The sequence below is a fragment of the Streptomyces rhizoryzae genome (assembly GCF_023155275.1).
GTDB lineage: Bacteria > Actinomycetota > Actinomycetes > Streptomycetales > Streptomycetaceae > Streptomyces > Streptomyces rhizoryzae.
Map to the genome: position 1 here is coordinate 129,563 of NZ_JALMUV010000009.1, position 25,306 is coordinate 154,868.

Annotated in this window: 20 protein-coding genes; 4 read left to right on the forward strand and 16 right to left on the reverse strand. The window is 74.2% G+C overall.

Features of this window, described 5'->3' with window-relative positions; translation table 11 throughout:
* Positions 1-94 precede the first annotated feature (94 nt).
* On the reverse strand, positions 95-1,504 hold the full coding sequence (glnA, locus tag MUU72_RS10605) for a type I glutamate--ammonia ligase (RefSeq protein WP_248012924.1): 1,410 nt from the start codon (positions 1,502-1,504) through the stop codon (positions 95-97).
* Between the two features lie 641 nt (positions 1,505-2,145).
* Between glnA and MUU72_RS10610 the strand changes: the two genes are divergently transcribed.
* Together MUU72_RS10610 and MUU72_RS10615 are read left to right on the forward strand one after the other, a co-directional pair.
* Complete coding sequence (locus tag MUU72_RS10610) at positions 2,146-2,613, forward strand: RDD family protein (protein ID WP_248012925.1); 468 nt, start codon at positions 2,146-2,148, stop codon at positions 2,611-2,613.
* A gap of 71 nt (positions 2,614-2,684) precedes the next feature.
* Positions 2,685-2,864 (forward strand): hypothetical protein, encoded by a 180-nt coding sequence (locus tag MUU72_RS10615; protein ID WP_248012926.1) that lies wholly within the window; start codon positions 2,685-2,687, stop codon positions 2,862-2,864.
* A gap of 216 nt (positions 2,865-3,080) precedes the next feature.
* On the opposite strand, the gene MUU72_RS10620 is transcribed toward MUU72_RS10615, so the two are convergent.
* The 4 genes from MUU72_RS10620 to lipB all read right to left on the reverse strand — a co-directional run bounded on the left by MUU72_RS10620 (position 3,081) and on the right by lipB (position 6,166).
* Positions 3,081-3,785, reverse strand: a complete 705-nt coding sequence (locus tag MUU72_RS10620; protein WP_248012927.1) for a DUF4191 domain-containing protein — start codon at positions 3,783-3,785, stop codon at positions 3,081-3,083.
* A 10-nt stretch (positions 3,786-3,795) separates the two neighbouring features.
* On the reverse strand, positions 3,796-4,011 hold the full coding sequence (locus MUU72_RS10625; protein ID WP_248012928.1) for an SCO2195 family GlnR-regulated protein: 216 nt from the start codon (positions 4,009-4,011) through the stop codon (positions 3,796-3,798).
* A 228-nt stretch (positions 4,012-4,239) separates the two neighbouring features.
* Entirely contained in the window at positions 4,240-5,190 is a 951-nt protein-coding gene (gene lipA / locus MUU72_RS10630) for a lipoyl synthase (protein WP_248012929.1), read from the reverse strand.
* 160 nt (positions 5,191-5,350) lie between these two features.
* Positions 5,351-6,166: a lipoyl(octanoyl) transferase LipB gene (lipB, locus tag MUU72_RS10635; RefSeq protein WP_248012930.1), complete on the reverse strand. Its 816-nt coding sequence runs from the start codon at positions 6,164-6,166 to the stop codon at positions 5,351-5,353.
* A 336-nt stretch (positions 6,167-6,502) separates the two neighbouring features.
* On the opposite strand from lipB, the gene MUU72_RS10640 reads away from it, so the two are divergent.
* A complete protein-coding gene (locus tag MUU72_RS10640) occupies positions 6,503-7,960 on the forward strand; it encodes an NsdA family TPR-like regulatory protein (protein WP_248012931.1) in 1,458 nt (485 codons plus the stop codon).
* 12 nt (positions 7,961-7,972) lie between these two features.
* On the opposite strand, the gene MUU72_RS10645 is transcribed toward MUU72_RS10640, so the two are convergent.
* The 3 genes from MUU72_RS10645 to MUU72_RS10655 all read right to left on the reverse strand — a co-directional run bounded on the left by MUU72_RS10645 (position 7,973) and on the right by MUU72_RS10655 (position 10,882).
* A complete protein-coding gene (locus MUU72_RS10645) occupies positions 7,973-9,235 on the reverse strand; it encodes an FAD-dependent oxidoreductase (protein ID WP_248012932.1) in 1,263 nt (420 codons plus the stop codon).
* Between the two features lie 168 nt (positions 9,236-9,403).
* Positions 9,404-10,297, reverse strand: a complete 894-nt coding sequence (locus MUU72_RS10650; RefSeq protein ID WP_248012933.1) for a TIGR01777 family oxidoreductase — start codon at positions 10,295-10,297, stop codon at positions 9,404-9,406.
* Positions 10,298-10,363: 66 nt separating this feature from the next.
* Positions 10,364-10,882 (reverse strand): DUF4240 domain-containing protein, encoded by a 519-nt coding sequence (locus tag MUU72_RS10655; RefSeq protein WP_248012934.1) that lies wholly within the window; start codon positions 10,880-10,882, stop codon positions 10,364-10,366.
* Between the two features lie 220 nt (positions 10,883-11,102).
* Between MUU72_RS10655 and MUU72_RS10660 the strand changes: the two genes are divergently transcribed.
* Positions 11,103-12,998: a hypothetical protein gene (locus MUU72_RS10660; protein WP_248012970.1), complete on the forward strand. Its 1,896-nt coding sequence runs from the start codon at positions 11,103-11,105 to the stop codon at positions 12,996-12,998.
* A 184-nt stretch (positions 12,999-13,182) separates the two neighbouring features.
* Here MUU72_RS10660 and MUU72_RS10665 read toward each other — a convergent pair whose 3' ends face one another.
* The 8 genes from MUU72_RS10665 to MUU72_RS10700 form a co-directional block, all read right to left on the reverse strand.
* Positions 13,183-14,301 carry a helix-turn-helix transcriptional regulator gene (locus MUU72_RS10665; RefSeq protein ID WP_248012935.1) on the reverse strand — a complete coding sequence of 373 codons (1,119 nt, stop codon included), beginning with the start codon at positions 14,299-14,301 and terminating at the stop codon, positions 13,183-13,185.
* 186 nt (positions 14,302-14,487) lie between these two features.
* Positions 14,488-17,163, reverse strand: a complete 2,676-nt coding sequence (gene aceE, locus MUU72_RS10670; protein ID WP_248012936.1) for a pyruvate dehydrogenase (acetyl-transferring), homodimeric type — start codon at positions 17,161-17,163, stop codon at positions 14,488-14,490.
* 340 nt (positions 17,164-17,503) lie between these two features.
* On the reverse strand, positions 17,504-18,127 hold the full coding sequence (locus MUU72_RS10675) for a GntR family transcriptional regulator (protein WP_248012937.1): 624 nt from the start codon (positions 18,125-18,127) through the stop codon (positions 17,504-17,506).
* A 152-nt stretch (positions 18,128-18,279) separates the two neighbouring features.
* On the reverse strand, positions 18,280-20,001 hold the full coding sequence (sucB, locus tag MUU72_RS10680) for a 2-oxoglutarate dehydrogenase, E2 component, dihydrolipoamide succinyltransferase (protein ID WP_248012938.1): 1,722 nt from the start codon (positions 19,999-20,001) through the stop codon (positions 18,280-18,282).
* Positions 20,002-20,055: 54 nt separating this feature from the next.
* On the reverse strand, positions 20,056-21,444 hold the full coding sequence (gene lpdA, locus MUU72_RS10685; protein WP_248012939.1) for a dihydrolipoyl dehydrogenase: 1,389 nt from the start codon (positions 21,442-21,444) through the stop codon (positions 20,056-20,058).
* A gap of 309 nt (positions 21,445-21,753) precedes the next feature.
* Positions 21,754-23,295 (reverse strand): leucyl aminopeptidase, encoded by a 1,542-nt coding sequence (locus MUU72_RS10690; RefSeq protein WP_248012940.1) that lies wholly within the window; start codon positions 23,293-23,295, stop codon positions 21,754-21,756.
* Positions 23,296-23,484: 189 nt separating this feature from the next.
* Positions 23,485-24,285 carry an adenosylcobinamide-GDP ribazoletransferase gene (locus MUU72_RS10695; protein ID WP_248012941.1) on the reverse strand — a complete coding sequence of 267 codons (801 nt, stop codon included), beginning with the start codon at positions 24,283-24,285 and terminating at the stop codon, positions 23,485-23,487.
* 59 nt (positions 24,286-24,344) lie between these two features.
* Positions 24,345-25,070, reverse strand: coding sequence for a hypothetical protein (locus MUU72_RS10700; RefSeq protein WP_248012942.1), 726 nt, complete (start codon positions 25,068-25,070; stop codon positions 24,345-24,347).
* Between the last annotated feature and the right edge of the window lie 236 nt (positions 25,071-25,306).

A 25,306-nucleotide genomic window follows, 5' to 3' on the forward strand; every position in this document is an offset into this window, starting at 1 on the left:
AAAACAGCTGGGAACAGCGAGCACCGTCGAGCAGTGTTTTCCCAGGTCGTAGCAGGTTTCCGAGCCTCAGGCCCAGGCCACCCGACCCCGCTCTTTAGATGTCGAAGTACAGCTCGAACTCGTGGGGGTGGGGGCGGAGCTGGATCGGGGCGATTTCGTTGGTGCGCTTGTAGTCGATCCAGGTCTCGATGAGGTCGGAGGTGAAGACGCCGCCCTGCTGGAGGTACTCGTTGTCCTCCTCCAGGGCGTTGAGGACCGAGGAGAGGTCGGTCGGGACCTGCGGGACGCCGGCGTGCTCCTCCGGGGCGAGCTCGTAGAGGTCCTTGTCGATCGGCTCGGCGGGCTCGATCTTGTTCTTGACGCCGTCCAGGCCCGCGAGGAGGAGGGCCGAGAAGGCCAGGTACGGGTTGGAGGACGGGTCCGGGGCGCGGAACTCGACGCGCTTGGCCTTCGGGTTGGACCCGGTGATCGGGATGCGCATGGCGGCCGAGCGGTTGCGCTGCGAGTAGACGAGGTTGACCGGGGCCTCGAAGCCCGGGACCAGGCGGTGGTAGGAGTTCACCGTGGGGTTGGTGAACGCCAGCAGCGACGGGGCGTGCTTGAGGATGCCGCCGATGTAGTAGCGGGCGGTGTCCGACAGGCCCGCGTAGCCCTGCTCGTCGTAGAAGAGCGGCTGGCCGCCCTGCCACAGGGACTGGTGGACGTGCATGCCGGAGCCGTTGTCACCGAAGATCGGCTTGGGCATGAAGGTCGCGGTCTTGCCGTTGCGCCAGGCGACGTTCTTGACGATGTACTTGAACAGCATCAGGTCGTCGGCGGCGGCGAGCAGGGTGTTGAACTTGTAGTTGATCTCGGCCTGGCCCGCGGTGCCCACCTCGTGGTGCTGGCGCTCGACCTGGAGGCCGGACTTCTCCAGCTCCAGCGAGATCTCGGCGCGCAGGTCCGCGAAGTGGTCGACCGGCGGGGCCGGGAAGTAGCCGCCCTTGTAGCGGACCTTGTAGCCGCGGTTGTCCTCCAGGGCACCGGTGTTCCAGGCGCCGGCCTCGGAGTCGATGTGGTAGAAGCCCTGGTTCGCGGAGGTCTCGAAGCGGACCGAGTCGAAGACGTAGAACTCCGCCTCCGGACCGAAGTACGCGGTGTCCGCGATGCCCGTGGACGCGAGGTACGCCTCGGCCTTCTTGGCGATGTTGCGCGGGTCGCGGCTGTACTGCTCGCCGGTGATCGGGTCGTGGATGAAGAAGTTGATGTTGAGGTGCTTCTCCTGGCGGAACGGGTCCACGCGGGCCGTCGAGAGGTCCGGGCGCAGCGCCATGTCGGACTCGTGGATCGCCTGGAAGCCGCGGATCGACGAACCGTCGAACGCCAGGTCCTCGTCCGGGTCGAACGCCGCAGCGGGGATCGTGAAGTGCTGCATCACGCCCGGCAGGTCGCAGAAACGGACGTCGACGAACTTCACGTCCTCATCCGCGATGAACTTCTTCGCGTCGTCGGCGTTCTGGAACATCCAACTCCTCCTAGCCCGGTCACCGCTCGGCGGACGCGGGGTTGCGACTCGGAGCGCGACCTCGTGCGGTTGGCGCGCTCGCCCGACCATAGGCAGGCGGGATTTCCCAAGCATGACCCATTTGTTTCGCCGAGGTTAACCGGCGCGCGGTCGTCCTCACCCCTGCCGGGGCCTCCCGACCACCCGCCCGCGACCCGCCCGCAACCCGCCCGCGGGCCTGTTGCGGCCGGGCCGCCGACCGGTCGCCGGCCTGGACCTGCCGGTCCACCTCTGCCCTCGCCTGCCACGTCGGTGGCGCGTGCCTCTGTGCCTTTATGTCTGCCTGTCTGTGAACTGTGCGCCGCGGGTACGCCCGGGTGTCCGTGCGTACGGGAGCCACGCGGCCTCTACCGGGCCCCTGCCCATGGCGGCAAGGGCCCATGCCGGCGCCTGTACGGGCGCCGGTGCCTGTACGGGGTCGGTATGCGGTGTCCTGGGGACGGTGGCGCCGTGGGGTGGCGCCGCGTTGTGCGCTCACCACCAGTGTGCGCCCGTCGAGCGGGCATCGGCGGGGCTCCGGGGGGCGGGGCCGCCCGCCGGTGGGGACGCGGCCGGGGAACCCGGGGCCGGGGGAACGTATGCGGTCGCAGTACCGTGGACGGGTGGACAACAGGCAAGCAATCGGATCGTGGATCTCCGGGCCCCGCGCGGCAGCCGAGGACATGGGTGTCGACTTCGGGTACCGCGGGCAGCGGCTCGGGCTGCCCGAGGAGGGGCCGGGTTCGATCGCCCGGGTCGGCCGCCGTTTCGGCGCGCTCTTCATCGACTGGGCGCTGTGCCTGATCGTCGCGTACGGGCTCCTCAGCGGTGGTAAGGCGCAGGCGACGAGCAACTGGGCGCTGCTGGTCTTCGCGGTGCTGAGTGTGCTGACCGTCGGCACCATCGGGTGCACCCCGGGCAAGCGGCTGCTGGGGCTGCGGGTGGTCGCCGAGGGCGGCGGCCGGATCAGCCTGCCGCGGGTGGTGCTGCGCACGGTGCTGCTGGTGCTGGTCATCCCCGCGGTGATCTGGGACCGCGACGGCCGCGGCCTGCACGACCGGCTCAGCCGCTCGGTTCAGGTACGGATCTGAGGCCGGCACCGGCGGGGGCCGGCCCCCTCGAAGGCAGCCAGGCGGTTGCCGGTATCGGTGCCGCCACGAGCGTGCGCCTGGAGGACACCATCGGCCAGACGTTCCTGCACAAGTTCGACGGCGGTGAGGTCGTCGTGCTCCAGGCCCGCGCCCTGGGCCAGGCAGTCGCCTGGGCGGTGCAGAGCAACGGCGAGGGACGCACCCGCCTCATGGCCCACTACGTGAGCCCCCGGGGCGATCAGTCCTCCTGAGGCGGGGCGCCGCGTCGCGGGCAGGGCTGGAGCCGTGCTCGGCGCCGAGCGCCGAACACGGCTCCATCAGGCTCTTCATCGGTCAGAGGAGGCGCTGGGTGGCCTCCGGGCGGTGGGAGCGGGGCAGGGAGGCCCTGGCGGGCGCGGAGGGGGTTCCCGCCGCGCCCGACCGCCCTCTTCCGCCCTTGCGTACGACGGGAGAGGGGAAGCCGGAGGTCAGCCTCGCGGCATCCGTCCCCGCATGCCACGTCCGGGGATCGGCCCCTTCGGGACCGGCATGTTGCTCATCAGGTCGCCGAGGGCGCGCAGCCGGTCGTTGACCGCCGTCACCTGGGGACCGGGCAGGACGCGCGGCAGCTTCAGCAGGTGGGTGCGGAGCTTCTTGAGCGGCACCTGGCCCTCGCCGTCGCCGACGACGACGTCGTGCACCGGGGCGTCCGCGACGGTGCGCGCCATGCGCTTCTTCTCGGCCGCCAGCAGGGCGCGCAGCCGGTTGGGGTTGCCCTCGCCGACCAGCACGATGCCGGCCTTGCCGACCGCGCGGTGCACCACGTCCTGGTTGCGGTTCATGGCGACCGCGGGGGTCACCGTCCAGCCGCGGCCCACGTTCTCCAGGACGGCGGCCGCCGCGCCGGGCTGGCCCTCCATCTGCCCGAAGGCGGCCCGTTCGGCACGCCGGCCGAAGATGATCGCCATCGCCAGGAAGGCCAGGACGAAGCCCAGGATGCCCGTGTAGACGGGGTGGCCGATCCGGAAGCCGATGGCGAGGAGGACGCCGAAGACGACGATTCCTGTGCCAGCGACGACAAGACCGACCTTCGAATCGACCCGACGGGTCATCTTGTAGGTCAGGGCGATCTGCTTCAGCCGCCCGGGGTTCTCAGCGCCGCCAGCGCCGGTTGCGTTTGCCTTCCTCGCCATACAGCGAAGTTTACGTGGCGTGCGGGCGACGAGTGGCCGCGGCCTCCAGGACGTACCCGGCGTCGTACCGGTCCTTGGCGCGGCGGCGGTCCTCCAGGACCGACGTCCAGGCGTTGCGGCGGGCGGTGCGCTGGCCGCCGCGCAGCAGGACGGCCTCGACGGCACGCAAGGCTCCGGTGACGGAGGGGATGGGGCGGGCGGTGGCGCGGAGCGGCGCGGCCTCCATGGTGATGGTCTCCCTCGGACGGACGGACGGACGGAACGAGCGGGGCTACGGGGGGAGGTGTCCAAGCGGTGCGTGCATCCATCGTTACCGAAGGGTGTTACCAACGGATGACCTGCCGGTCAAACACCATGAAACGTTGACGCGGCCCCCACGCCCCCCAGCCCGGGGGAGTGCGGGGCCGCGTCTCTCAGCATGTGCCAGGATTCACAAAACGGCGCGCGGGGCGCGTCAAACCGCCTGACTGGCCGCCTCGACCTCGCGCCGCTCGATCGCCTGCTGGTACAGGCGCCCGGCGCGGTACGAGGAGCGGACCAGCGGGCCGGACATCACACCGGCGTAGCCGATCTCCTCGGCCTCCTCCTTCAGCTCCACGAACTCCTGGGGCTTGACCCAGCGCTCGATGGGGTGGTGCCGCACCGAGGGGCGGAGGTACTGGGTGATCGTGATCAGCTCGCAGCCCGCGTCGTGGAGGTCCTGGAGGGCCTCGCTGATCTCCTCGCGGGTCTCGCCCATGCCCAGGATGAGGTTGGACTTGGTGACCAGGCCGGCCGCGCGGGCCTCGGTGATGACCTTGAGGGAGCGCTCGTAGCGGAAGCCGGGGCGGATCCGCTTGAAGATGCGCGGGACCGTCTCGACGTTGTGCGCCAGGACCTCGGGGCGGGCGGAGAAGACCTCGGCGAGCTGGTCGGGGTCGGCGTTGAAGTCGGGGATGAGGAGCTCGACGCCGGTGCCGGGCATGGCGGCGTGGATCTGGCGGACGGTCTCGGCGTAGAGCCAGGCGCCGCCGTCCTCCAGGTCGTCGCGGGCGACGCCGGTGATCGTGGCGTACTTCAGGCCCATGGTCCGGACCGACTCGGCGACCCGGCGGGGCTCGTCGCGGTCCAGCGCCTGCGGCTTGCCGGTGTCGATCTGGCAGAAGTCGCAGCGGCGGGTGCACTGGTCACCGCCGATGAGGAAGGTCGCCTCGCGGTCCTCCCAGCATTCGTAGATGTTGGGACAGCCCGCCTCCTGGCAGACCGTGTGCAGGCCCTCGCTCTTGACCAGGCCCTGGAGGTGGTTGTACTCGGGGCCCATTTTCGCCCGGGTCTTGATCCACTCGGGCTTGCGCTCGATGGGGGTCTGGCTGTTGCGGACCTCCAGGCGCAGCATTTTGCGTCCGTCGGGTGCGACTGCGGACACGTCGGCTCCCTAACAACTTCGATTCTTCGGCGTACACCAGGGTACGCCCGTCAATTCGCACGCATTTCCGCGCGCGGGTGGTGCTGGGCCAACCTCGGACGGGAGGGCGGCATTCCCACGGCGGCGGGCCGGTGCCGGCCCGCCGCCGCGGGGTGCGGACTCAGACCGCGCGGGGGAGGAGGACGGTGTTCTCCAGCACGTCCCGCAGGTGCTTCTCGACGACCGGCAGGACCTCGGCGATGGTGACCTCGCGGCCCAGCTCGCCGGCGAGCGAGGCGACGCCGGCGTCCCGGATGCCGCACGGCACGATCTTGTCGAACGAGGTGGTGTCGGGGTTCACGTTGAGCGCGAAGCCGTGCATGGTGACGCCCTTGGCGACGCGGATGCCGATCGCGGCGAGCTTGCGGTCCTCGCCGCGCTGGCCGGCGTTGGACGGCGCGTACTCGGGGCCGTTGAGCCGCGGGTCGAACAGCTCGTCCGCGGTCCGTGGGTCGAAGTCCAGCTGGAGGCCGCCCAGGGCCGGCCGCTGGTCGACGGGGTCGCCCAGCACCCAGACCCCGCTGCGGCCCTCGACCCGGGTGCCCTCGACGCCGAACTCCGCGCAGACCCGGATCAGCGCCTCCTCCAGCCGGCGGACGTGCGCGACCACGTCGACCGGGCGCGGCAGCTTCTGGATCGGGTAGCCCACCAGCTGGCCGGGGCCGTGCCAGGTGATCTTCCCGCCGCGGTCCACGTCGACGACCGGGGTGCCGTCCAGCGGGCGCTCGTCGTCGGAGGTCCGCCGGCCCGCGGTGTAGACGGCCTGGTGCTCCAGCAGCAGGCAGGTGTCGGGGACCTCGTCGGCGAACCGGGCGGCGTGGATCCGGCGCTGCTCCTGCCAGGCCGACTCGTACGCGACGGCGTCCGCCCCGAAGCCCAGATGCACAAAGCGCAAACCCTCGGGTGCGGGGGTCTCCCCCCGAGAGATCGCAGTCACGGCAGCTCCTCTTCGAACCCTGGTCGCAGTTCACTGCGACGTCTTCCATGCCGCCTCGGGTGACCGTCGGTGCACCGTCAGCGGCATTTCGCGCCCATGCCACTGTACGGCCGCCGGGCGCGCCGCCGGCACGCGGCCGGTGCGCCGCCGGGCGCCGCGCGGCCGTCTCCGTGCCTGTGACGTGCTCACACGATCGGATGAACGCAAGGCTCAGGCGGCGAGAAAGGCGTCGAAGGCCGTTACATTCACGCCGTTCCACAAGGGCGGAAGAGCATGCCGGACGGGGTCAGTCGAACCCGGCGGCCCGGCCCGGAAGGCAGGAGACCGGTAAAGCTGATGACGGAACGACCCCCGCACCACACGCCCAACCGACAGCTCGCCGCGCTCATCGCCGAGGCGGGCTTCTCCAACGCAGGGCTGGCCAGACGGGTTGATCAACTCGGCATCGAGCACGGCCTCGACCTGCGTTACGACAAGACCTCGGTGACCCGCTGGCTGCGCGGCCAGCAGCCCAGAGGCACCACCCCCGCGCTGATCGCGGAGGTCTTCACCCGCCGGCTGGGGCGCCGGCTGTCCGCCCAGGACCTCGGCCTGGACGCCTGCGCGCCGGTGTACGCCGGGCTGGAGTTCGCCTCCACCCCCGCCGAGGCGGTGGACATCGTCAGCGGGCTGTGGCGCAAGGACTCCGGCAGCCACGCCGAGCTCCGCAAGATCGCCTTCACCCCGGCCGGGCTGGTGGTGCCCAGCCGGGACTGGCTGATCGGCCGGCCCGACGAGCGGGTGGCGCACGGCGACCAGCTCCCCGAGCCGGCGGAACGGGTCCCGGCCCAGGGCGGCCGCGCGGCGGTGCCCCGGCAGCGGCAGACCGAACGGGTCGACCGCACCCGCGGCAGCCGGGTCAGCTCCGGCGACATCGCGGCGCTGCGCTCGGTCGGCGAGCTGTTCCGCGCCCTGGACCACGCCTACGGCGGCGGCCACGCCCGGCAGGCCCTGGTCCGCTATCTGGAGCACGAGGCCGAGCCGATGCTCCGCGGCACCTACGGCGAGGCGGTCGGCCGCCGGCTCTTCGCGGCCGCCGCCGACCTGACCCGGCTGGCCGGCTGGACCTCGTACGACATCGCCGCGCACGGGCTGGCGCAGCGGTACTTCGTCCAGGCGCTGCGGCTGTCCCAGGCCGCCGGCGACCGGGCGTACGGGGCCTACGTCCTGGTGACGATGAGCCGGCAGGCGGTCTACCTGGGGCACGGGCGGGAGGCCGTCCAGCTGGCCCGGGTCGCCCAGCAGGGCGTGGGCGGCGGGGTGCCGCCCACGGTGCAGGCGCTGCTGCACGCCGCCGAGGCGCGCGGGCACGGCGTGCTGAGCGAGGTCCGGGCCTGCACCGCCGCGCTGGCCCGGGCCGAACGCGCCCTGGAGAGTGCCCGCCCCGGGGACGAGACCCCGTACTGGGCGCGGTTCTTCGACGAGGCGCAGCTGGCCGACGAGCTGGCCCACTGCCACCGGGACCTCCAGCAGTACCGCGCGGCCTCCCAGCACGCCGAGCGGTCCCTCCAGCTGCGCGCCGCCGGGTTCGCCCGCAGCCGGCTGTTCTGCCGGGTGGTGCTGGCGACCGCGCGGCTGGGCCTGGGCGAGCTGGAGCAGGCGTGCACGCTGGGCGCCGAGGCGGCCCTCCAGGCGTCCGAGATGCGCTCGGTGCGCGCCCACGAGTACGTCCGGGACTTCGAGCGGCGGCTGGAGCCGTACCGCGACGCGGCGCCGGTGCGCGGATACCGGGAGCGGGTGGCGGCGCTGGGCTGACCGGCGGCCCGGTCAGGCCGCGGCCGGGACGGCTGCCGGTTCCGGGCGGGCCGGCAGCCCGAAGTCCTGGAGCAGCGCCCGGGCGGCCCGGTGCCCGGAGCGCAGCGCCCCCTGGAGGGTGCTGGTGTCCCGGTGGTCGCCGCACACGTAGAGCCCGGCCAGTACCCGTACGGCGCGCTGCGGATCGTGCGGGGTGGCCATCGCGGGCACCGCGTACGGGTCGTGATGGCCGGTCAGCAGCTGCCAGTCGTCGGCCCGCGCCCCGTAGATCCGCTCCAGCCGCGGCCGGACGGTCTTGTCCAGGACGTCCAGCGGGAGCCCCGCGGCGGTGCCCAGGACGGCGGTGGTGACCAGCGTGCGGCCCGGCGGGGTGCGCGAGGGGTCGATGGCGCCGGCGAGGTAGCTGAAGCCGATCGGGCCGTCGGTGGGCAGCATCAGGGCGGTGTCCCGGGCCGGCCCGCCGCGTACCCCGGCCGGGGCGGGCGTGGTGTGGTGCAGCACGGTCACCGGGTGGAACGCGGGCAGCCGCAGGCCCGGCAGCAGGCCGGCCGCGGACCGGGCGCCGGTCGCCACCAGCACCGCCCGGCACGGGATCCGGCCGTGCGCGCGGGTCGTGACGCCGTTGATGGCCACCGCCGTCACCTCCACCGACGTGCGGACCGTGCCCGGCGGCAGCCCGGCCGCCAGGAGTTCCGGGACGGCCGAGGCGCCGCCCGCCGGGAGGGCCAGCCGCCCCTCGGCGAAGGCCCGCAGCACCTGCGCCGCGCCCCGGCTGGACCCGCGCAGCCGGGGGTCGCACAGCAGCGCGCCCAGCAGCGGGCGCAGGAACGTGTCGTGGGTGCGCGGCGGGAAGGCGGGGCGCCCGGCCAGCGCGTCGCTGACCGGCCGGTCGGCGGCGACGGTCCCGTTCGCGCGGCGGTCGGCGCGTGTGAGGGCGCGCGCCGCGGCGAGTGCGCCCCTTGTGCACCGCAGCGGGCTGACGCGGTGGTTCCGCTGCCCGGTGTGCAGGCTCAGCCCGGCCGCGAACGGACGCAGCGTCAGCTCCGCCAGGCCCGGGGTGCGGCGCAGCGCGGTGGGCGAGACGGCCAGCGGGCGGGCGCAGCGGTCCAGGCGGAAGCCGTCCAGCTGGTCGGTGACGGACCGGCCGCCGACCCGCGGCGCGGCCTCCAGGACGGTGACCGTGAGCCCGGCCCCGGTCAGATGGCGGGCCGCGGCGAGGCCGGCCGGCCCGGCCCCCACGATGACGACGTCGACGGCCGATACGGTGCGCAGCACAAGCCCCTCCCGAGGTCGGTCCCAGCGGCGGCGCAGAGTTGTCATGCCCGGTTCGGTCCGCCGGGATGCCGGTGATGTGTCAGAGGACCGTAGGGACCGCGGGGCCCGGCGGACAGGGGCGCCCCGGGGGCGCGTCGGTGCGCCCGGTGCCACGGGGCCGCGACGGCCCTACCCGGCCAGCGCGGCGCGCACCGCGTCGGCGATCCGGGGATGCGCGAAGGTGAAGCCGGTCTCCAGCAGCCGGCGCGGGACGACCCGCTGGCTGCCGAGCACGTCGTCCGCGAACTCCCCGAGCGCCAGCCGGAGTACCGGCGCCGGGACGGTGCACAGCGTGGGGCGGCCCAGCAGGCGGCCCATCACCGCGGTCGCCTCGCGGTTGGTGACCGGCTCCGGCGCGGTGAGGTTGACCGGCCCGGACAGCTCCTCGGTGGCCAGCAGGTGGCGCAGCGCCGCGATGTGGTCCGCCAGCGAGATGAAGCTCCAGTACTGGCCGCCGTCGCCGAGCCGGCCGCCCAGCCCCAGCCGGAAGACCGGGAACAGCCGCCCCCAGGCGCCGCCGGAGCGGGCCACGACCAGACCGGTCCGGGCGAACACGGTCCGGATGCCGGCGTTCAGGGCCGGGGCGGCGGCGTCCTCCCAGTCCACGCAGACCTCCGGCAGGAAGCCGCTGCCGGCCGGGGCGCTCTCGTCGGTGCGGCGGTCCCCGGTGTCGCCGTAGTAGCCGATCGCGCTGCCGGAGACGAAGACCCGCGGCGGCTCGTCCAGCGCGGCCAGCGCGGTGGCCAGGGTCCGGGTGCCCAGCACCCGGCTGTCGCGGATCTCCTGCTTGTACGCGGCGGTCCAGCGGTGGTCGGCGACGCCCGCCCCCGCGAGGTGCACCACCGCCGCGCAGCCGGCCAGCGCGGCCGGGTCGAGCCGGCGGCCCTGGGGGTCCCAGGCCACCTCGCCGGCCGCCGCCGGGCGCCGGCGGACGAGCCGGACGACGTCGTGGCCGTCCGCGCGCAGGTTCCGGACGAGCGCCGTGCCGATGAGACCGGACGAGCCGGTGATCGCGATCCGCATGGTCCCATCCTGCCCGCAAACCGGGGCGGTGCGGGGGAACCGGCGCGGCCGCCGGTCAGCAGGGGCCTACTCGCGGAAGCGGGCCCACAGGGCCGGGAAGCGGTCGGCGAGGGTGGCGTCGTCGTCCGGGTCGAGGTAGCCGCCGAGCGGTTCCGGCGGGGGCGGCGGCAGGCCCAGGTCGGGCATGACGGTGCCGGTCAGCTGCTCGTACGCCTCGTCGGCGGCGTAGCCCAGCTCCTCGGCGTCGCCGTCGTTCTCCTCGTCAAAGTCGCCGAGCAGGCGGGCGAGCTGGTCCGGGTCGTGCAGCGCGCCCTCGAAGACGTGCCGGCCCCGGCCGATCAGCCAGCAGCGGAAGTAGTCGAAGGCGTCGTCGCTCGCGCCGCCCAGCAGCAGCGCCGCGGCGGCCCACAGGTCCCAGGTGTAGGCGCGGTTGTAGCGGGACTCGAAGTGGCGGGCGAAGTCCACGATGCCGTCCGGGTCGAGCCCGAGCAGCCGCTCCACCAGGGCGTCGGCCTGCTCCACGGGGTCGTCCCCGGCGGCCTCGCGGGAGCCGTCGACCAGCTCCCAGAACTCCTTCTCGTCCATCACCGCTCCAGCATCCGCCCTGCCGCCGCGGCCCGCACGCGGAGTGCCCCGGACGCGGCGGCCGCGCGCGTGCGGCGGTGAACGGGGGCGCGGGCGGCGGGGGTCGGGCGGGTGACCGGGCCGCCGTTCCCTCGTTGTGCGGCATGCAACGACGGCAGACCCGCAGACCGTCAGGACCCCCACAGCACTCCACCTCGTGAAGGGCGCACCCGCCATGCCCATGGACGAACGGACCCGGGCCGATGTCGAACGCGCCGAGGCGGCCCTCGTCGAGCACTATCCGCGGCTGGTCCGCCTGGCCCACCTCGTCCTGCCCCCGTCGATGGGCCGCCACCGCAAGGTGCTCACCGCGCACGGCCTGGTGCAGCGCGCCCTGCCCTGGCGCGCCGCGCGCCGGGCGGCCGGGGCGCTGCCCGCCCAGCGCGGCCCGGACACCGCCGCCGGCTACGACCTGGTCCGGCAGCGGACCCTGGAGCTGGCGCTGGCCTACGAGGACCGGCGGCGGCCCGCGGTGCTGCTGCCGACCGTGCCGTTCGTCTGGGGGCTGCGGCTCTTCCCGCGGGCCGGCGGTGCCGACGAACTGGCCCTGGACCAGGCGCTGTCGGCGGTTCCGGCCGCGGTCCGGGCCGCCCTGGGGCTGCGGCACCTGGAGGGGCTGGAGGACGAGGCGGTGCGGGCCGTCCTGGCGCGCGCCGGGGCCGCGGACCCGGACGCGGCGCTGCGGGCGGCCGGACAGCTGGACCGGCGCACCGGCGCCGGGGCCGCGGCGCTGCTGACCGCCGGCGAGTTCGACCCGTGCACGGTGCACGTCCGGTCGACCGATCTGCTGCGCCGCCGCCAGCGGGTGCGGGCCGCGGCGGTGCTCGCGGTGGTGCTGGCGGCCGGTGCGGCGGTGGCGGCGCTGCCCGCCGGCCGGCCCGCCGGCCGGCCCGCCCCCACCGCCGCCCAGCAGGCCCTGGACCCCGGCCGGCTGCTGCGCACGCCCAACGAGGAGTGGGTGCGGACCTCCCGGGTGGACTTCACCGCCTGGCCGCCGCGCGGCCGCCAGGCCGGGGACCGGCGGCTGCTGGCGCGGGCGCTGCGGGTCTGGGCCGCGCCGCCGCCCGGCACCCGGATCGTCGCGGCGGCCGGCACCGCGACCCGGCCCCCCGCGGAACCGCCCCGGCTGCTCTACGCCGGCCTGATCGACAACGTGATGGTGGTGGTCTTCCACGACGGGCAGCGGCTGGTGCGCTACGCCGAGCCCGAAGGGGCCACCCCCACCCTGCACTTCGCCCGGGTCGACAACGCCGACCTCACCACCGCCGGCGCGCTGGTGATCGGCCGCGGCAACGGCTGGCAGCGCTATCTGATCGCCCCCTGGGTCGCCGACGTCGCCGTCCGGGACCTGCTCACCCCCGACGCCCCGCCGCACGGCCTGCACCTGGCCCCGGACGGCGTCACCGACCGGATCCCGCTGCCGCCCGCCGACGGCGCCCCGTGCGGGCACTGGCCGGCGGCCGAGTTCCGCTCCTCGGCGCGGCTGGACGACCGCCGCTCCTTCGTGGTGACCGACCTCGGCGACCTCGCGCCGGTGCACCTGACGCACCTGGCGCCGCCGGCCGGGCCGGCCGCCCCCGGCGAGGCGACCGGCGCGCCCGCGCGGCACAGCTGGGCCCGCACCGCGTGCACCCTGCGGTCGCTGCGCGGCACCGGCGTACGGTCCGTCAGCAACTGGGTCTATGCCCACCAGCAGCTCCCCGAGGACGGCGGCACCGCGGACTGGGTCTGCAACCGCGCGGAGACCTGGCGGGGGCCCGGCCGGGCCATGGTCCAGTTCGAGCCGCCCGCGACCGGACCGGCCGACCCGGGGCGGATCGCCGGACGGGCCACCGGCACCGCGGTGTGCGGCCCGTTCGGCCGCAGTGTGCTCGGCGGCGTCCACTGGCGGGCGAAGTCCGGGACGTGGTACCTGCTCGCGGCGGGCGGCGGCCAGGTGGGCGGGATCGACGTCACCGGCGGCGTACGGGCCGCGGCCGACGCCCCGACCCTGGCGGTGCCGGCCGCACCGGACGCCCCGGCCCAGATCACCGGCCGCCTGCCGGAAGGCGGCAGCCTGCGGGCGCTCCAGCCCTGAGCGGGGGAGGGGGAGCGGGAGGGGGGAGGGGGAGAGGGAAGCGGGCGAGGGGTGGTGCTGCGGGGGCTGCCGGGGCGGGGCGGGGCAACTGGGCTGCGCTGTACGGAAGCTGTTCCTGGCGCCGCCCCGGCCCCTGGCCCGGCGCGCTCCGGCCCGCCCCTGGCGCCTCGCCCCGGGACCGCCGTCAGCCCGCCGCGGCGTCTTCCCCGCCCGTGGGCGGTGCGTAGAGGGCGGCGGTCCGGTGGGCGGCCGTGGCGAAGCGGTCGCGCAGGTCGGCGGGGGCCAGGACCTCGCTCTCCGGGCCCAGGCCCAGCAGCTGGGTGTAGGCGACCTCCTGGGACTCCACGGGGAGGGTGACCGTCAGCCAGCCCCGTGCGTCCGGCCCGCCCGCGGCCACCGCCCGGTCGACGGCCTCCCGGGCCGCGGCCGGTTCCGTGACGTGCGGCAGCTGGCGGACGCCGGCCGGGGAGAGCCGGACCACCACCTCCTCGCGCAGCAGCGACCGCCGGAACTGCGCGGCCCGCTCGGCCCAGAACGCGGGCAGGTCGAACTCCGGATCGCGGACGAAGCGGCCGGCCGCCGCGTCCGGGCCCGCCGCCCCGCCGTCCGCCCCGCCGTCCGCCCCGTCCGCCGGCGCGGCCGGCTCGGCAGCGGTGAAGCGGTCGACGCGGTAGACCCGGAAGCCGGGGCGGGCGGCGGGCGCCTCGGCGGAGGCGGCCCCCGCCGGCCGGGGCCCGTCCGTCGAGCGGGCCGCGAGATACCAGACCCCGGCCTTCAGCACGAGCCCGTACGGCTCCAGTGCGCGGACCACCTCGCGGTCCCGGCGCAGATAGCGCACCGTCAGGCGGCGGTCGTCCCGGACCGCGTCGGCGATCACCGGCAGCAGCTCGGGCGTCTGCGGATCGTGGTACCACCGCGGGGCGTCCAGGTGGAACCGCTGGGCGGCGCCCGACGCGGCGTCCCGCAGCTCCGGCAGCAGCGCGGCGGACACCTTCAGCCGGGCGGCGGACGCGGCGTCGGCCAGCCCCATCTCCCGCAGCGCGGACGGCACTCCGGACAGGAAGAGCGCCTCCGCCTCGCTGCGGCCGAGACCCGTCAGCCGGGTGCGGTACCCGCCTATCAGGCGGTAGCCCCCGGCCCGGCCGCGGTCCGCGTACACGGGCACCCCCGCCTCCGAGAGGGACAGCACGTCCCGGGCGACGGTGCGCTCCGAGACCTCCAGCTCCCGCGCCAGCTCACCGGCCGTCATCGACGGTCGGGACTGGAGCAGGAGTACCAATTTGATCAGCCGTGCGGCACGCATGACTCCATCATGCGGGGCACCACCGACAACGTCCCGCGGCCGCCGGTGCGGCGGCCGCGGGACGAAGGGGATCCCGTGCGAGGACCCCGGGCGCGGGGATGGCCCTCGCACGGGAGTTCATGGGCGGGCGGCGCCCGGTGTCGGCCGGGGCCGCCCGCGTCCCGATGGCCCCGAAGGGGCCCGGTCTCACAGCCCGTAGCGCTCCCGGGCCTCCTTGACCGCCTCCGGCTTGACGTCCCCGCGCCGGGCGAGCGCCGCCAGCGCCTGGACGACCACTGACTGCGGGTCGACGCCGAAGTAGCGGCGGGCCGCGTCGCGGGTGTCGGACAGGCCGAAGCCGTCCGTCCCGATGGAGACCCAGTCCTGCTCGACCCACGGGGCGATCTGGTCCGGGACCGCCCGCATCCAGTCGCTCACCGCGACGACCGGGCCGGGCGCACCGGCCAGCGCACGGGTCACGTACGGCACCCGGTCCTCGCCCTCCAGGCGGGCCGCGTCGCACTCCAGGGCGTCCCGGCGCAGCTCCGTCCAGGACGGCGCGGACCACACGTCCGCCGCCACGCCCCAGTCGGCGGCCAGCAGCGCTTGCGCCTCCAGGGCCCAGTGGATCGCGGTGCCGGAGGCCAGCAGCTGGAGCCGCGGTACCTCGGCGCCCTCGATCGCGGTGGCCTCCTTGAAGCGGTACAGGCCCTTGAGGATGCCCTCCTCGACGCCCTCCGGCATGGCCGGCTGCACCTTGGTCTCGTTGTAGACCGTGAGGTAGTAGAAGACGTCCTCGGCGTCCGGACCGTACATCCGGCGCAGGCCCTCCTTGACGATCACCGCGACCTCGTAGGCGAACGCCGGGTCGTAGGAGAGCGCCGCCGGGTTGGTCGAGGCGATCAGGTGGGAGTGGCCGTCGGCGTGCTGGAGGCCCTCACCGGTCATCGTGGTGCGGCCCGCGGTGGCGCCGATGACGAAACCGCGGCCCAGCTGGTCGGCGAGCGCCCAGAACTGGTCGGCGGTCCGCTGCCAGCCGAACATCGAGTAGAAGATGTAGAACGGGATCATCGGCTCGCCGTGCGTCGCGTACGACGTCGCGGCGGCGGTGAAGTCGGCCAGCGAACCGGCCTCCGTGATGCCCTCGTTGAGGATCTGGCCGTCCTTGGCCTCCTTGTACCAGAGCAGCTGGTCCCGGTCGACCGGGTCGTAGGTCGCGCCCTTGGGGGAATAGAGGCCGGCGGTCGGGAAGAGCGACTCCATGCCGAAGGTGCGGGCCTCGTCCGGGACGATCGGGACCCAGCGCTTGCCGGTCTCCTTGTCCCGCATCAGGTCCTTCACCAGCCGGACGAACGCCATGGTGGTGGCGATCTCCTGGCTGCCGGAGCCCTTCTTCAGCGCGTCGAACGCCTTGTCCGCGGGGAGCGGCAGCGGCTTGGCGACGACCTTGCGGGCCGGCGCCGGACCACCGAGCGCGGCGCGCCGGGTGCGCAGGTACTGCATCTCCGGGGAGTCCTCGGCCGGGCGCCAGTACGGCACCAGGTCGCCCTCCAGCGCGCTGTCGGGGATGGGGAGTTCGAGCAGGTCCCGCATGGTGCGGAACTCCGCCATCGTCAGCTTCTTCATCTGGTGGTTGGCGTTGCGGGACTCGAAGCCCGCGCCGAGGGTGTAGCCCTTGACGGTCTGCGCCAGGATGACGGTGGGCGCGCCCTTGTGCTCGACGGCGGCCTTGTACGCGGCGTAGACCTTGCGCGGCTCGTGGCCGGCGCGGGAGGTCTGGAACAGCTCCAGCAGCTTGGCGTCGGAGAGCGTCGCGCCGATCGCCTTCAGCGCGTCGCTCGCGCCGAAGAAGTGCTCGCGCAGGTAGGCGGCGTCGCGGGTGGCGTAGGTCTGGAACTGCGCGTCCGGGGTCTCGCGCAGGCGCTGGAGCACCACGCCCTCGGTGTCGCGGGCGAAGACCTCGTCCCACGCCTGGCCCCACAGGGCCTTGACGACGTTCCAGCCGGCGGCGCGGAACTGGGCCTCCAGCTCCTGCACGATCTTGAAGTTCGGGCGGACCGGGCCGTCCAGGCGCTGGAGGTTGCAGTTGATGACGAAGGTCAGGTTGTCCAGGCCCTCGCGGCCGGCCAGCGCCAGTGCGGCGGTCGACTCCGGCTCGTCCATCTCGCCGTCGCCCAGGAACGCCCAGACGTGGGAGTTGGCGGTGTCCTTGATGCCGCGGTGCTCCAGATAGCGGTTGAACCGCGCCTGGTAGATCGCCGAGAGCGGGCCCAGGCCCATCGAGACCGTGGGGAACTCCCACAGCCAGGGCAGCCGCCGCGGGTGCGGGTACGAGGGCAGGCCCTCGCCGCCCGCCTCCTGGCGGAAGTGGTCGAGCTGCTCCTCGGTGAGCCGGCCCTCCAGGAAGGCGCGGGCGTAGATGCCGGGGGAGGCGTGGCCCTGGATGTAGAGCTGGTCGCCGGAGCCGTCGGCCTCCTTGCCGCGGAAGAAGTGCTGGAAGCCGGTCTCGTAGAGCCAGGCCGCCGAGGCGAAGGTGGCGATGTGGCCGCCGAGGCCGAGCTTGGAGCCGCGGGTGACCATCGCCGCCGCGTTCCAGCGGTTCCAGGCGGTGATCCGGGCCTCCAGGGCCTCGTCACCGGGGAACGCGGGCTCCGCGGAGGTCGGGATGGTGTTGACGTAGTCCGTCTCAAGGAGGGACGGCAGGGCGGTGCCTTCGGTGCGCGCGGTGTGCTCCAGGGCGCGGCGCATGAGGTACGCGGCGCGATGCGGACCCGCTGCCTTGGTGACGGCGTCCAGCGACTCGCGCCACTCGGCCGTCTCCTCGGGGTCGCGGTCCGGGAGCTGGTCGAGCTGGCTGTACGGCAGGCGCACGGGATCGGGCATGGGTGGCCCCTTTCCGGACGGGTGGTGAATGCGAGTTCGGCAGGCATTCGGCAGGCAGGGGTGTCGCGCCCCAGTCATCGACGATAACGCTCTGATCGATGATCGATCAACGCTCTGTGGAGGAAAAACCGCAGGTCGGCACGGGGTGCCGCAATCCGGGGCACCCCGTGCCAGCTCCGGAGCCTGCCTCCGCTACGTACCGGAGCGCCTCCGGCACACCCCGGAACCGCCGCCCGCGCCGGCCCGCAGCGGCCGCCCCGGACCACGCAGGACGCCACGCAAGGCAGCGGCCCCGCGGAAACGTTCCGCGGGGCCTTTCGGCGGCGTCCCGGCCGGTGCCTCACACCCGCGGCGCGCAGCTCAGCACATGGGCCTTCAGCAGCGCGCCGATCCGCGGGTCGCGGCGGCGGAAGGCGTCCACCAGCTCCTGGTGGTCCTGGGCGTGCGAGCGCTGCTCCGGGCTGAACCAGCGGATCGACAGCGTCGTCCACACCTCCACGCCCAGCGACTCCCAGGTGTGCAGCAGCACGCCGTTCCCGGCCGCCCGCACGATCTCCCGGTGGAAGGCCACCGTGTGCCGCACCTGCGCCTCGCCGTCCCCGATCGCGTCCGCCTCCCGCAGCGCCGCCACCTCGCGCTCCAGGGCCGCGGTGTCCTCCGCCAGCCGCCCGGCCGCCAGCTCCGCGGCGACCTGCTCCAGACCGGCCCGGACCGGGTAGCTCTCCTTGAGGTCGTCCGCGGTGAGGTTGCGCACCCGGACGCCCTTGTTGGGCGCCGACTCGATCAGCCGGAGCGACTCCAGCTCCCGCAGCGCCTCCCGCACCGGCGTCTGGCTGACCTCCAGCTCCACCGCGATCCGCCGCTCGACGATCCGTTCGCCCGGCTGCCAGCGGCCGCTGACGATCCCCTCGAGGATGTGCTCGCGGATCTGTTCGCGCAGCGAGTGGACGACGGGCGGGGTCATGACGTGCTCCTTCAGAGCGGGTGGGGCCGCGAGAGGCGGTGCGGGGGCCATTATCCGGGAGACGGGTACGCACGAGGGCCGGCCCCGGCTCGTCGGAACGAACCGGGGCCGGCCCCTGTGCACCATTACCGCTTCCCTGGCGGGAGCCGGGGTCAGAGACCGAGTTCGGTCTCGAACTCCGCGGCCTCCAGGATCTGCTTGACCGTGGTCAGGTAGCGGGCCGCGTCGGCACCGTCCACCAGGCGGTGGTCGTAGGAGAGCGACAGGTAGGTCATGTCGCGCACCGCGATGGTCTCGCCGAGGTCCGGGTGGTTGATGACCACCGGACGCTTGACGGTGGCGCCGATGCCCAGGATGGCGACCTGGTTCGGCGGCACGATGACCGTGTCGAACAGCGCACCGCGCGACCCGGTGTTGGAGATGGTGAAGGTCGCACCGGACAGCTCGTCCGGGGTGATCTTGCTGGCCCGGACCTTGCCCGCCAGCTCCGCGGTCTTCCGGGAGATGCCGGCGATGTTGAGGTCACCCGCGCCCTTGATGACCGGGGTCATCAGGCCCTTCTCCGCGTCCACCGCGATACCGACGTTCTCGGTGTCGAAGTAGGTGATGGTGCCCTCGTCCTCGTTGATCCGGGCGTTGACGACCGGGTGGGCCTTCAGCGCCTGGACGGCGGCCTTGACGAAGAACGGCATCGGGGAGAGCTTGACGCCCTCACGCTGCGCGAACGCGTCCTTGGCACGGGCGCGCATCCGCATGATCGCGGTGATGTCCACCTCGACGACGGAGGTCAGCTGCGCCTGGCCGTGCAGCGCCTTCATCATGTTGTCGCCGATGACCTTGCGCATCCGCGGCATCTTGACGGTCTGCCCGCGCAGCGGGGAGACCTCCAGCGCCGGGGCCTTGGACGGCGCGGCGGCGGCCGGTGCGGCCGGAGCCGGCGCGGCGGCCTTGAGCGCCTCGGCGGCGGCGATGACGTCCTGCTTGCGGATCCGGCCACCGACACCGGTGCCCTTGACCGTGGCGAGGTTGACGCCGTTCTCCGCGGCCAGCTTGCGCACCAGCGGCGTGACGTAGGCGCCGTCCGCCTCACCCGCCGCCGGGGCGGGGGTGACCGGCGCGGGCTGCGCGGCCGGAGCCGGAGCCGGAGCCGGCGCGGGGGCCGGAGCCGGGGCGGCGGCGGCCGGGGCCGGCTCGGGCTTGGCGGCCGGAGCGGGCGCGGGCTCGGCGGCGGGCGCCGGAGCAGCCGGGGCCGGGGCGGCGGCCGGGGCCGCGCCCTTGGCGCCGATCACCGCGAGCTTGGCGCCGACCTCGGCGGTCTCGTCCTCGCCCACGACGATCTCCAGCAGCACACCGGAGGCCGGGGCCGGGATCTCGGTGTCGACCTTGTCGGTGGAGACCTCCAGCAGCGGCTCGTCGGCCGAGACCTCCTCGCCGACCTCCTTCAGCCAGCGGGTGACGGTGCCCTCGGTGACGGACTCGCCGAGCGCCGGGAGGACCACGTCGGTGCCCTCGGCACCGCCCGCGGGGGCGGCGGCGGGGGCGGGCTCGGCCGCGGGGGCCGGGGCCGGCTCGGGCTGCGCGGCCGGGGCCGGGGCCTCGGCGGCGGCCGGCGCCGGGGCGGCGGCGGGGGCGCCGCTGCCGTCGTCGATGAGGGCCAGCTCGGCGCCGACCTCCACCGTCTCGTCCTCGGCCACCTTGATGGAGGCCAGCACGCCGGAGGCCGGCGCGGGGATCTCGGTGTCGACCTTGTCGGTGGAGACCTCCAGCAGCGGCTCGTCGGCCTCGACGCGCTCGCCCTCGGCCTTCAGCCAACGGGTGACGGTGCCCTCGGTGACGCTCTCGCCGAGCGCCGGCAGGGTTACGGAAACCGCCATGGTTTCAGTTGCTCCTATCGCAAGTACGGATGTGGTCGCGCCCGGGACTGGGGGTCAGTCGTGGGAGTGGAGGGGCTTGCCGGCCAGGGCCAGGTGGGCCTCGCCGAGCGCCTCGTTCTGCGTCGGGTGCGCGTGGATGAGCTGCGCAACCTCGGCCGGCAGGGCTTCCCAGTTGTAGACCAGCTGGGCCTCGCCGACCTGCTCGCCCATACGGTCACCGACCATGTGGACGCCGACCACGGCACCGTCCTTGACCTGGACGAGCTTGATCTCGCCCGAGGTCTTCAGGATCTTGCTCTTGCCGTTGCCCGCAAGGTTGTACTTCAGTGCCACGACCTTGTCCGCGCCGTACAGCTCCTTGGCCTTGGCCTCGGTGATACCCACCGACGCGACCTCGGGGTGGCAGTACGTGACGCGCGGGACGCCGTCGTAGTCGATCGGGACGACCTTCTGGCCGGCCAGCCGCTCCGCCACCAGCATGCCCTCGGCGAAGCCGACGTGCGCGAGCTGGAGCGTGGGGACGAGGTCGCCGACGGCCGAGATGGTCGGCACGTTGGTCTGCATGTACTCGTCGACCAGGACGTAGCCGCGGTCCATCGCGACGCCCTGCTCCTCGTAGCCCAGACCGGCGGAGACCGGGCCGCGGCCGATGGCGACCAGCAGCACCTCCGCCTCGAAGGTCTTGCCGTCGGCGAGGGTGACCTTGACGCCGTCGGCGGTGTACTCGGCCGCCTCGAAGAAGGTGCCGAGGTTGAACTTGATGCCCCGCTTGCGGAAGGCCCGCTCCAGCAGCTTGGAGCTGTTCTCGTCCTCGACCGGGACGAGGTGCTTGAGGCCCTCGATGATCGTGACGTCGGTGCCGAAGGACTTCCACGCCGAGGCGAACTCGACGCCGATCACGCCGCCGCCCAGGATGATCGCGGACTTCGGGACGCGGTCCAGCTTCAGGGCGTGGTCGGAGGAGATGATGCGGTTGCCGTCGATCTCCAGACCCGGCAGCGACTTCGGCACCGAGCCGGTCGCGAGCAGGATGTGGCGGCCCTGGACCTGCTGGCCGTTCACGGCGACCGAGGTCGGGGAGGACAGCCGGCCCTCACCCTCGATGTAGGTGACCTTGCGGGAGGCGATCAGGCCCTGGAGGCCCTTGTACAGGCCCGAGATGACCTCGTCCTTGTACTTGTGGACCGCCTCGATGTCGATGCCCTCGAAGGTGGCCTTCACGCCGAACTGCTCGCTCTCGCGGGCCTGGTCGGCGATCTCGCCGGCGTGCAGCAGAGCCTTCGTGGGGATGCAGCCGTTGTGCAGGCAGGTGCCGCCGACCTTGCCCTTCTCGATCAGGGCGACGTCCAGACCCAGCTGCGCCCCGCGCAGGGCAGCGGCGTAACCGCCGCTACCGCCTCCGAGGATCACTAGGTCGAAAACGGTGCTGGCGTCGTTCGCCACGTCACGTCCTCCATGCATGGGTGCGCCGGAGCCGGTCGTCGGTGACCGGACCGCGGCTGTTGTTCGGCCGCTTTAACTTCGGCCCTGGGTAAGGGGGGCCCTGTCCTGCCGAGAACCCATCTTCGCACTTGTTCGGTGAAGGCGGGACGCGGGGCCGGGCTCCGGGCGGCCGATCAGCCGCCCGAGCGGGGTTACTGGTGCGTACTCACGTGCGGATTTCGTTGAGGGCGAACACGCCGTGGTCGGCGTACCGACGGCCCCGGGCGCGGCGGGCCCGGGGCCGTTCGGCACGGTCCCTGCGGGACCGGGTCAGCCCAGGTCGCCGTCGGCGGTGCGCTCGGCCAGCCGCAGCAGGGTGCGGACCGCGGAGCCGGTGCCGCCCTTGGGGGTGTAGCCCCAGGGTGCGCCCTCGTGGAAGGCCGGGCCGGCGATGTCCAGGTGCGCCCAGGGGATGCCCTCGCCGACGAACTCCTTCAGGAAGAGCCCGGCGACCAGGCCGCCGCCCATCCGGTCACCCATGTTGGCGAGGTCGGCGACCGGGGAGTCCATGCCCTTGCGCAGCTCGGCCGGGAGCGGCATCGGCCAGGACTGCTCGCCGACCTCCTCGGCGATCTCGTGGATCCCGGTGCGGAACGCGTCGTCGTTGGCCATGATCCCGAAGGTGCGGTTGCCCAGCGCCAGCACCATCGCGCCGGTCAGGGTCGCCACGTCGACGATCGCGTCCGGGGCCTCCTCGCAGGCCCGGGCCAGCGCGTCGGCCAGGACCAGCCGGCCCTCGGCGTCGGTGTTGAGCACCTCGACGGTCTTGCCGCTGTACATGGTCAGCACGTCGCCGGGGCGGGTGGCGGAGCCGGACGGCATGTTCTCGGCGAGCGCCAGCCAGCCGGTGACGTTCACCGGGACGTCCAGCCGGGCGGCGGCCACCACCGCGGCGAAGACCGCCGCGGCGCCGCTCATGTCGCACTTCATGGTCTCGTTGTGGCCGGCCGGCTTGAGCGAGATGCCGCCCGAGTCGTAGGTGATGCCCTTGCCGACCAGGGCGAGGGTCTTGACCGCCTCGGGGTGGGTGTGCGCGATCCGCACCAGCCGCGGCGGGGCGTCCGAGCCCTGGCCGACGCCCAGCAGGCCGCCGTAGCCGCCCTTCTTGAGCGCCTTCTCGTCCAGCACCTCGACGGTGAGGCCGAACTCCTTGGCGGCGGCCTGGGCTTCGGCCGCGAACTGCTTGGGGTCCAGGGCGTTGGAGGGGGTGTTGATCAGGTCGCGGGCGCGGTTGATCTCCGCGGCGAGCACCTGGGCGCGCTCCGCGGCCGCCTTGAACTCCTTGTCCCGCGGCTTGCCGCCGAGGACGGTGGCCTCGGCCAGCGGCGCCGACTTGGCGTCGTTCTTGCGGGCCTTGGCGTCCTTGCCGGCCGCGCCGTTGCTGCGGAACGCGGTGAAGGTGTACGCGCCGAGCAGTGCGCCCTCGCCCACCGCGGCGGCCGCCGCGGCATCCTCGACGGGCAGGGCGAAGGCGGCCTTCTTGGTGCCGGTCAGCGCCCGGGCCGCGCTGCCCGCCGCGCGGCGCAGCGCCTCGTGGCCGTAGGCGCCGTCCTCGGGGGCGTCGCCCAGGCCGGCCGCCAGCACGACCGGCGCCTTGACGCCGTCGGCCGCGGGCAGCTTGGTCACCTCGCCCTCGGCACCACTCGCGCCGAGGTTCTCCAGCACGGCGGCGAGCTTGCCGCCGAACGCCTCCTCCACGGCCTCGGCGCCGGGCGCCACCACGACGCCCTTGGGGCCCTTGGCGACGCCGACGACGACGGCATCCGCACGCACCGTTGCGGCGGAAGAAGTACTGAGGGTCAGTGCAGTCACGGTGATGAAGGTCCTGTTCCGTCCGGGGAATCCGTTTCGCGCTCATGCGCTGCTGCGGCCGAGCCTACGCTCGGCGGCGCCGCCGGGGCCGGGTGGTTACGGCACCGCGACCTGACGGGACCTCCCGCGATACCGGCCGGGCCCCTCAACATCCCCGATACACAAGGGAGTTGACGTTCCGCGGGGAATTCAGCCGAGCGTGAGCAGGATCAGCGCGGTGAGCCCGGCGGTCTCCGCGAGCGCGCCGAAGACATCGCCGGTGACCCCGCCGAACCGCCGCCGGCAGTGCCGCAGCAGCACCTCCCCGGCCGCCAGGCCCAGCACCGCGGCCAGCGCCGCGCGCAGCGCGCCGTACGGGCCGCCGGCCCCGGCGCCCACCAGCGCGCAGCCGAGCGCCGCCAGCCCCGCGCACCCGGCCGCGGCCGGCCCCGGTACCGTCCCGGCGACCACCGCGCCGAGCCCCTCCGGGCGGGCCGCCGGCACCCCCGCCCGGGAGGCCAGGGTCAGCGCCGCGCGCGCGGTGACCGCCGCCACCAGCGCGCCGGCCGCCCCGGCCGCCCAGCCCGCCGCGTACAACCCGGCCAGCGCGGCCACCTGCGCGAGCAGCGCGAACAGCAGCGTGACCACACCGAACGGGCCGATGTCGGAGCGCTTCATGATGCGCAGCGCCTCGGCGGCCGGTTTGCCGCTGCCCAGTCCGTCCGCGGTGTCCGCCAGCCCGTCCAGGTGCAGGCCCCGGGTGAGCACCGCGGGCACCACGGCGCTGCCGACCGCGGCCAGCAGCGGTCCGCCGCCGAGCAGCAGCAGGGCGCCGCCCAGCGCCGCCGCGCAGCCGCCGACCACCAGCCCGGCCAGCGGCGCGCACACCATGCCGCCCCGGGCCGCCGGCCGGTCCCAGCGCGCCACCCGCACCGGCAGCACGGTCAGCGTCCCGAAGGCGAAGCGGAGGGCGTCGGCGGGGGAGAGGCGTGGGGGCGCGGTGTCGGTCACCGCGGCAGGTTACCCGGGGCCCGGGCGCGCCGGACCCGGCCGGGCGCCCGCGGACCGGCTCACTCCGGGCGGTCCCGGCCGCGCACCCGCTGCGGGTCGCGCGGTTTCCGCGGCCACCAGCGGTCGCCGGCCAGGCAGAGGGCCAGGACCAGTGCGACCGCCGCGACGTGCTCCTTGCCCGCCAGGTTGTTCTTGATGAACGCCACCTCCACCACCATCGCGACGACCACCCCGACGCAGGTGAAGCGGGCCCGGTAGCGCCAGCACACCGCCACCGCCAGGCCGACCACCGCCGCCGACGGACCGGAGTCGATCACGTACCGGTCGGCGTCCGGCAGGCCGAACGGCGGGCCGGAGCCCAGCCACAGGCAGAAGCGGGCGTAGAGCGTCCCGGCGAGCGTGGCCGCGTAGGCGACGAGCAGGGTCTGCCGCCGCCCCAGGCAGATCTCGGCGACCCCGAAGACCACCAGGACCTGCGCCAGCGCGCCCCATACCGGCAGGTCCAGCGCGGGGACGAAGAGCGACAGCGGGGTGCGCAGCAGCGTCACCCACAGGCGCTCGGCCGCCTGCACCCAGCCGATGCAGCCCACCAGGCGAAGGCCCCAGGACTGGCTCTGGACGAAGTGGAAGAACAGCGTCAGCGTCACCGCGGTCAGGGTCAGCGGGACGGCCCGCAGCCGCCGGGCCGCCAGTGCCGACCGCACGGTCCGGGCGATCGGGCCCCACTCGGCACGCGCGGCGCGCCGCACGACGGCCACCGCCCGCCCGGCCCGGGCGTCGCTCATCTCACGTTCTCCCCCTGCTCGCGGTCCGGCCGCTCCGGCGGACCCTGCCGGGAGCGGCACGGCGGCGGCACCGGTTGTGCGCCCGGCCGCGACCCTTGTGCGAAGACGGACCGGGACCTCGCGGAGTTGAGCGGGCGCGGAGTGATCTCCGCCTCGCCCGTCCATGGAGCACGGTGGCGGTCTTCCTCCGCACTCACCCGGTGTCTCCCGATAAAAACGTCCAAACCGCGATCTTA

Excerpts from the sequence above, each read along its gene's own strand:
- glnA (WP_248012924.1), bottom strand. The coding sequence starts at position 1,504 with ATGTTCCAGAACGCCGACGACGCGAAGAAGTTCATCGCGGATGAGGAC.
- MUU72_RS10620 (WP_248012927.1), bottom strand. The coding sequence starts at position 3,785 with ATGGCGAGGAAGGCAAACGCAACCGGCGCTGGCGGCGCTGAGAACCCC.
- MUU72_RS10625 (WP_248012928.1), bottom strand. The coding sequence starts at position 4,011 with ATGGAGGCCGCGCCGCTCCGCGCCACCGCCCGCCCCATCCCCTCCGTC.
- MUU72_RS10640 (WP_248012931.1), top strand. The coding sequence starts at position 6,503 with ATGACGGAACGACCCCCGCACCACACGCCCAACCGACAGCTCGCCGCG.
- MUU72_RS10650 (WP_248012933.1), bottom strand. The coding sequence starts at position 10,297 with ATGCGGATCGCGATCACCGGCTCGTCCGGTCTCATCGGCACGGCGCTC.
- MUU72_RS10655 (WP_248012934.1), bottom strand. The coding sequence starts at position 10,882 with ATGGACGAGAAGGAGTTCTGGGAGCTGGTCGACGGCTCCCGCGAGGCC.
- MUU72_RS10660 (WP_248012970.1), top strand. The coding sequence starts at position 11,103 with ATGGACGAACGGACCCGGGCCGATGTCGAACGCGCCGAGGCGGCCCTC.
- MUU72_RS10665 (WP_248012935.1), bottom strand. The coding sequence starts at position 14,301 with ATGCGTGCCGCACGGCTGATCAAATTGGTACTCCTGCTCCAGTCCCGA.
- aceE (WP_248012936.1), bottom strand. The coding sequence starts at position 17,163 with ATGCCCGATCCCGTGCGCCTGCCGTACAGCCAGCTCGACCAGCTCCCG.
- MUU72_RS10675 (WP_248012937.1), bottom strand. The coding sequence starts at position 18,127 with ATGACCCCGCCCGTCGTCCACTCGCTGCGCGAACAGATCCGCGAGCAC.
- sucB (WP_248012938.1), bottom strand. The coding sequence starts at position 20,001 with ATGGCGGTTTCCGTAACCCTGCCGGCGCTCGGCGAGAGCGTCACCGAG.
- MUU72_RS10700 (WP_248012942.1), bottom strand. The coding sequence starts at position 25,070 with ATGAGCGACGCCCGGGCCGGGCGGGCGGTGGCCGTCGTGCGGCGCGCC.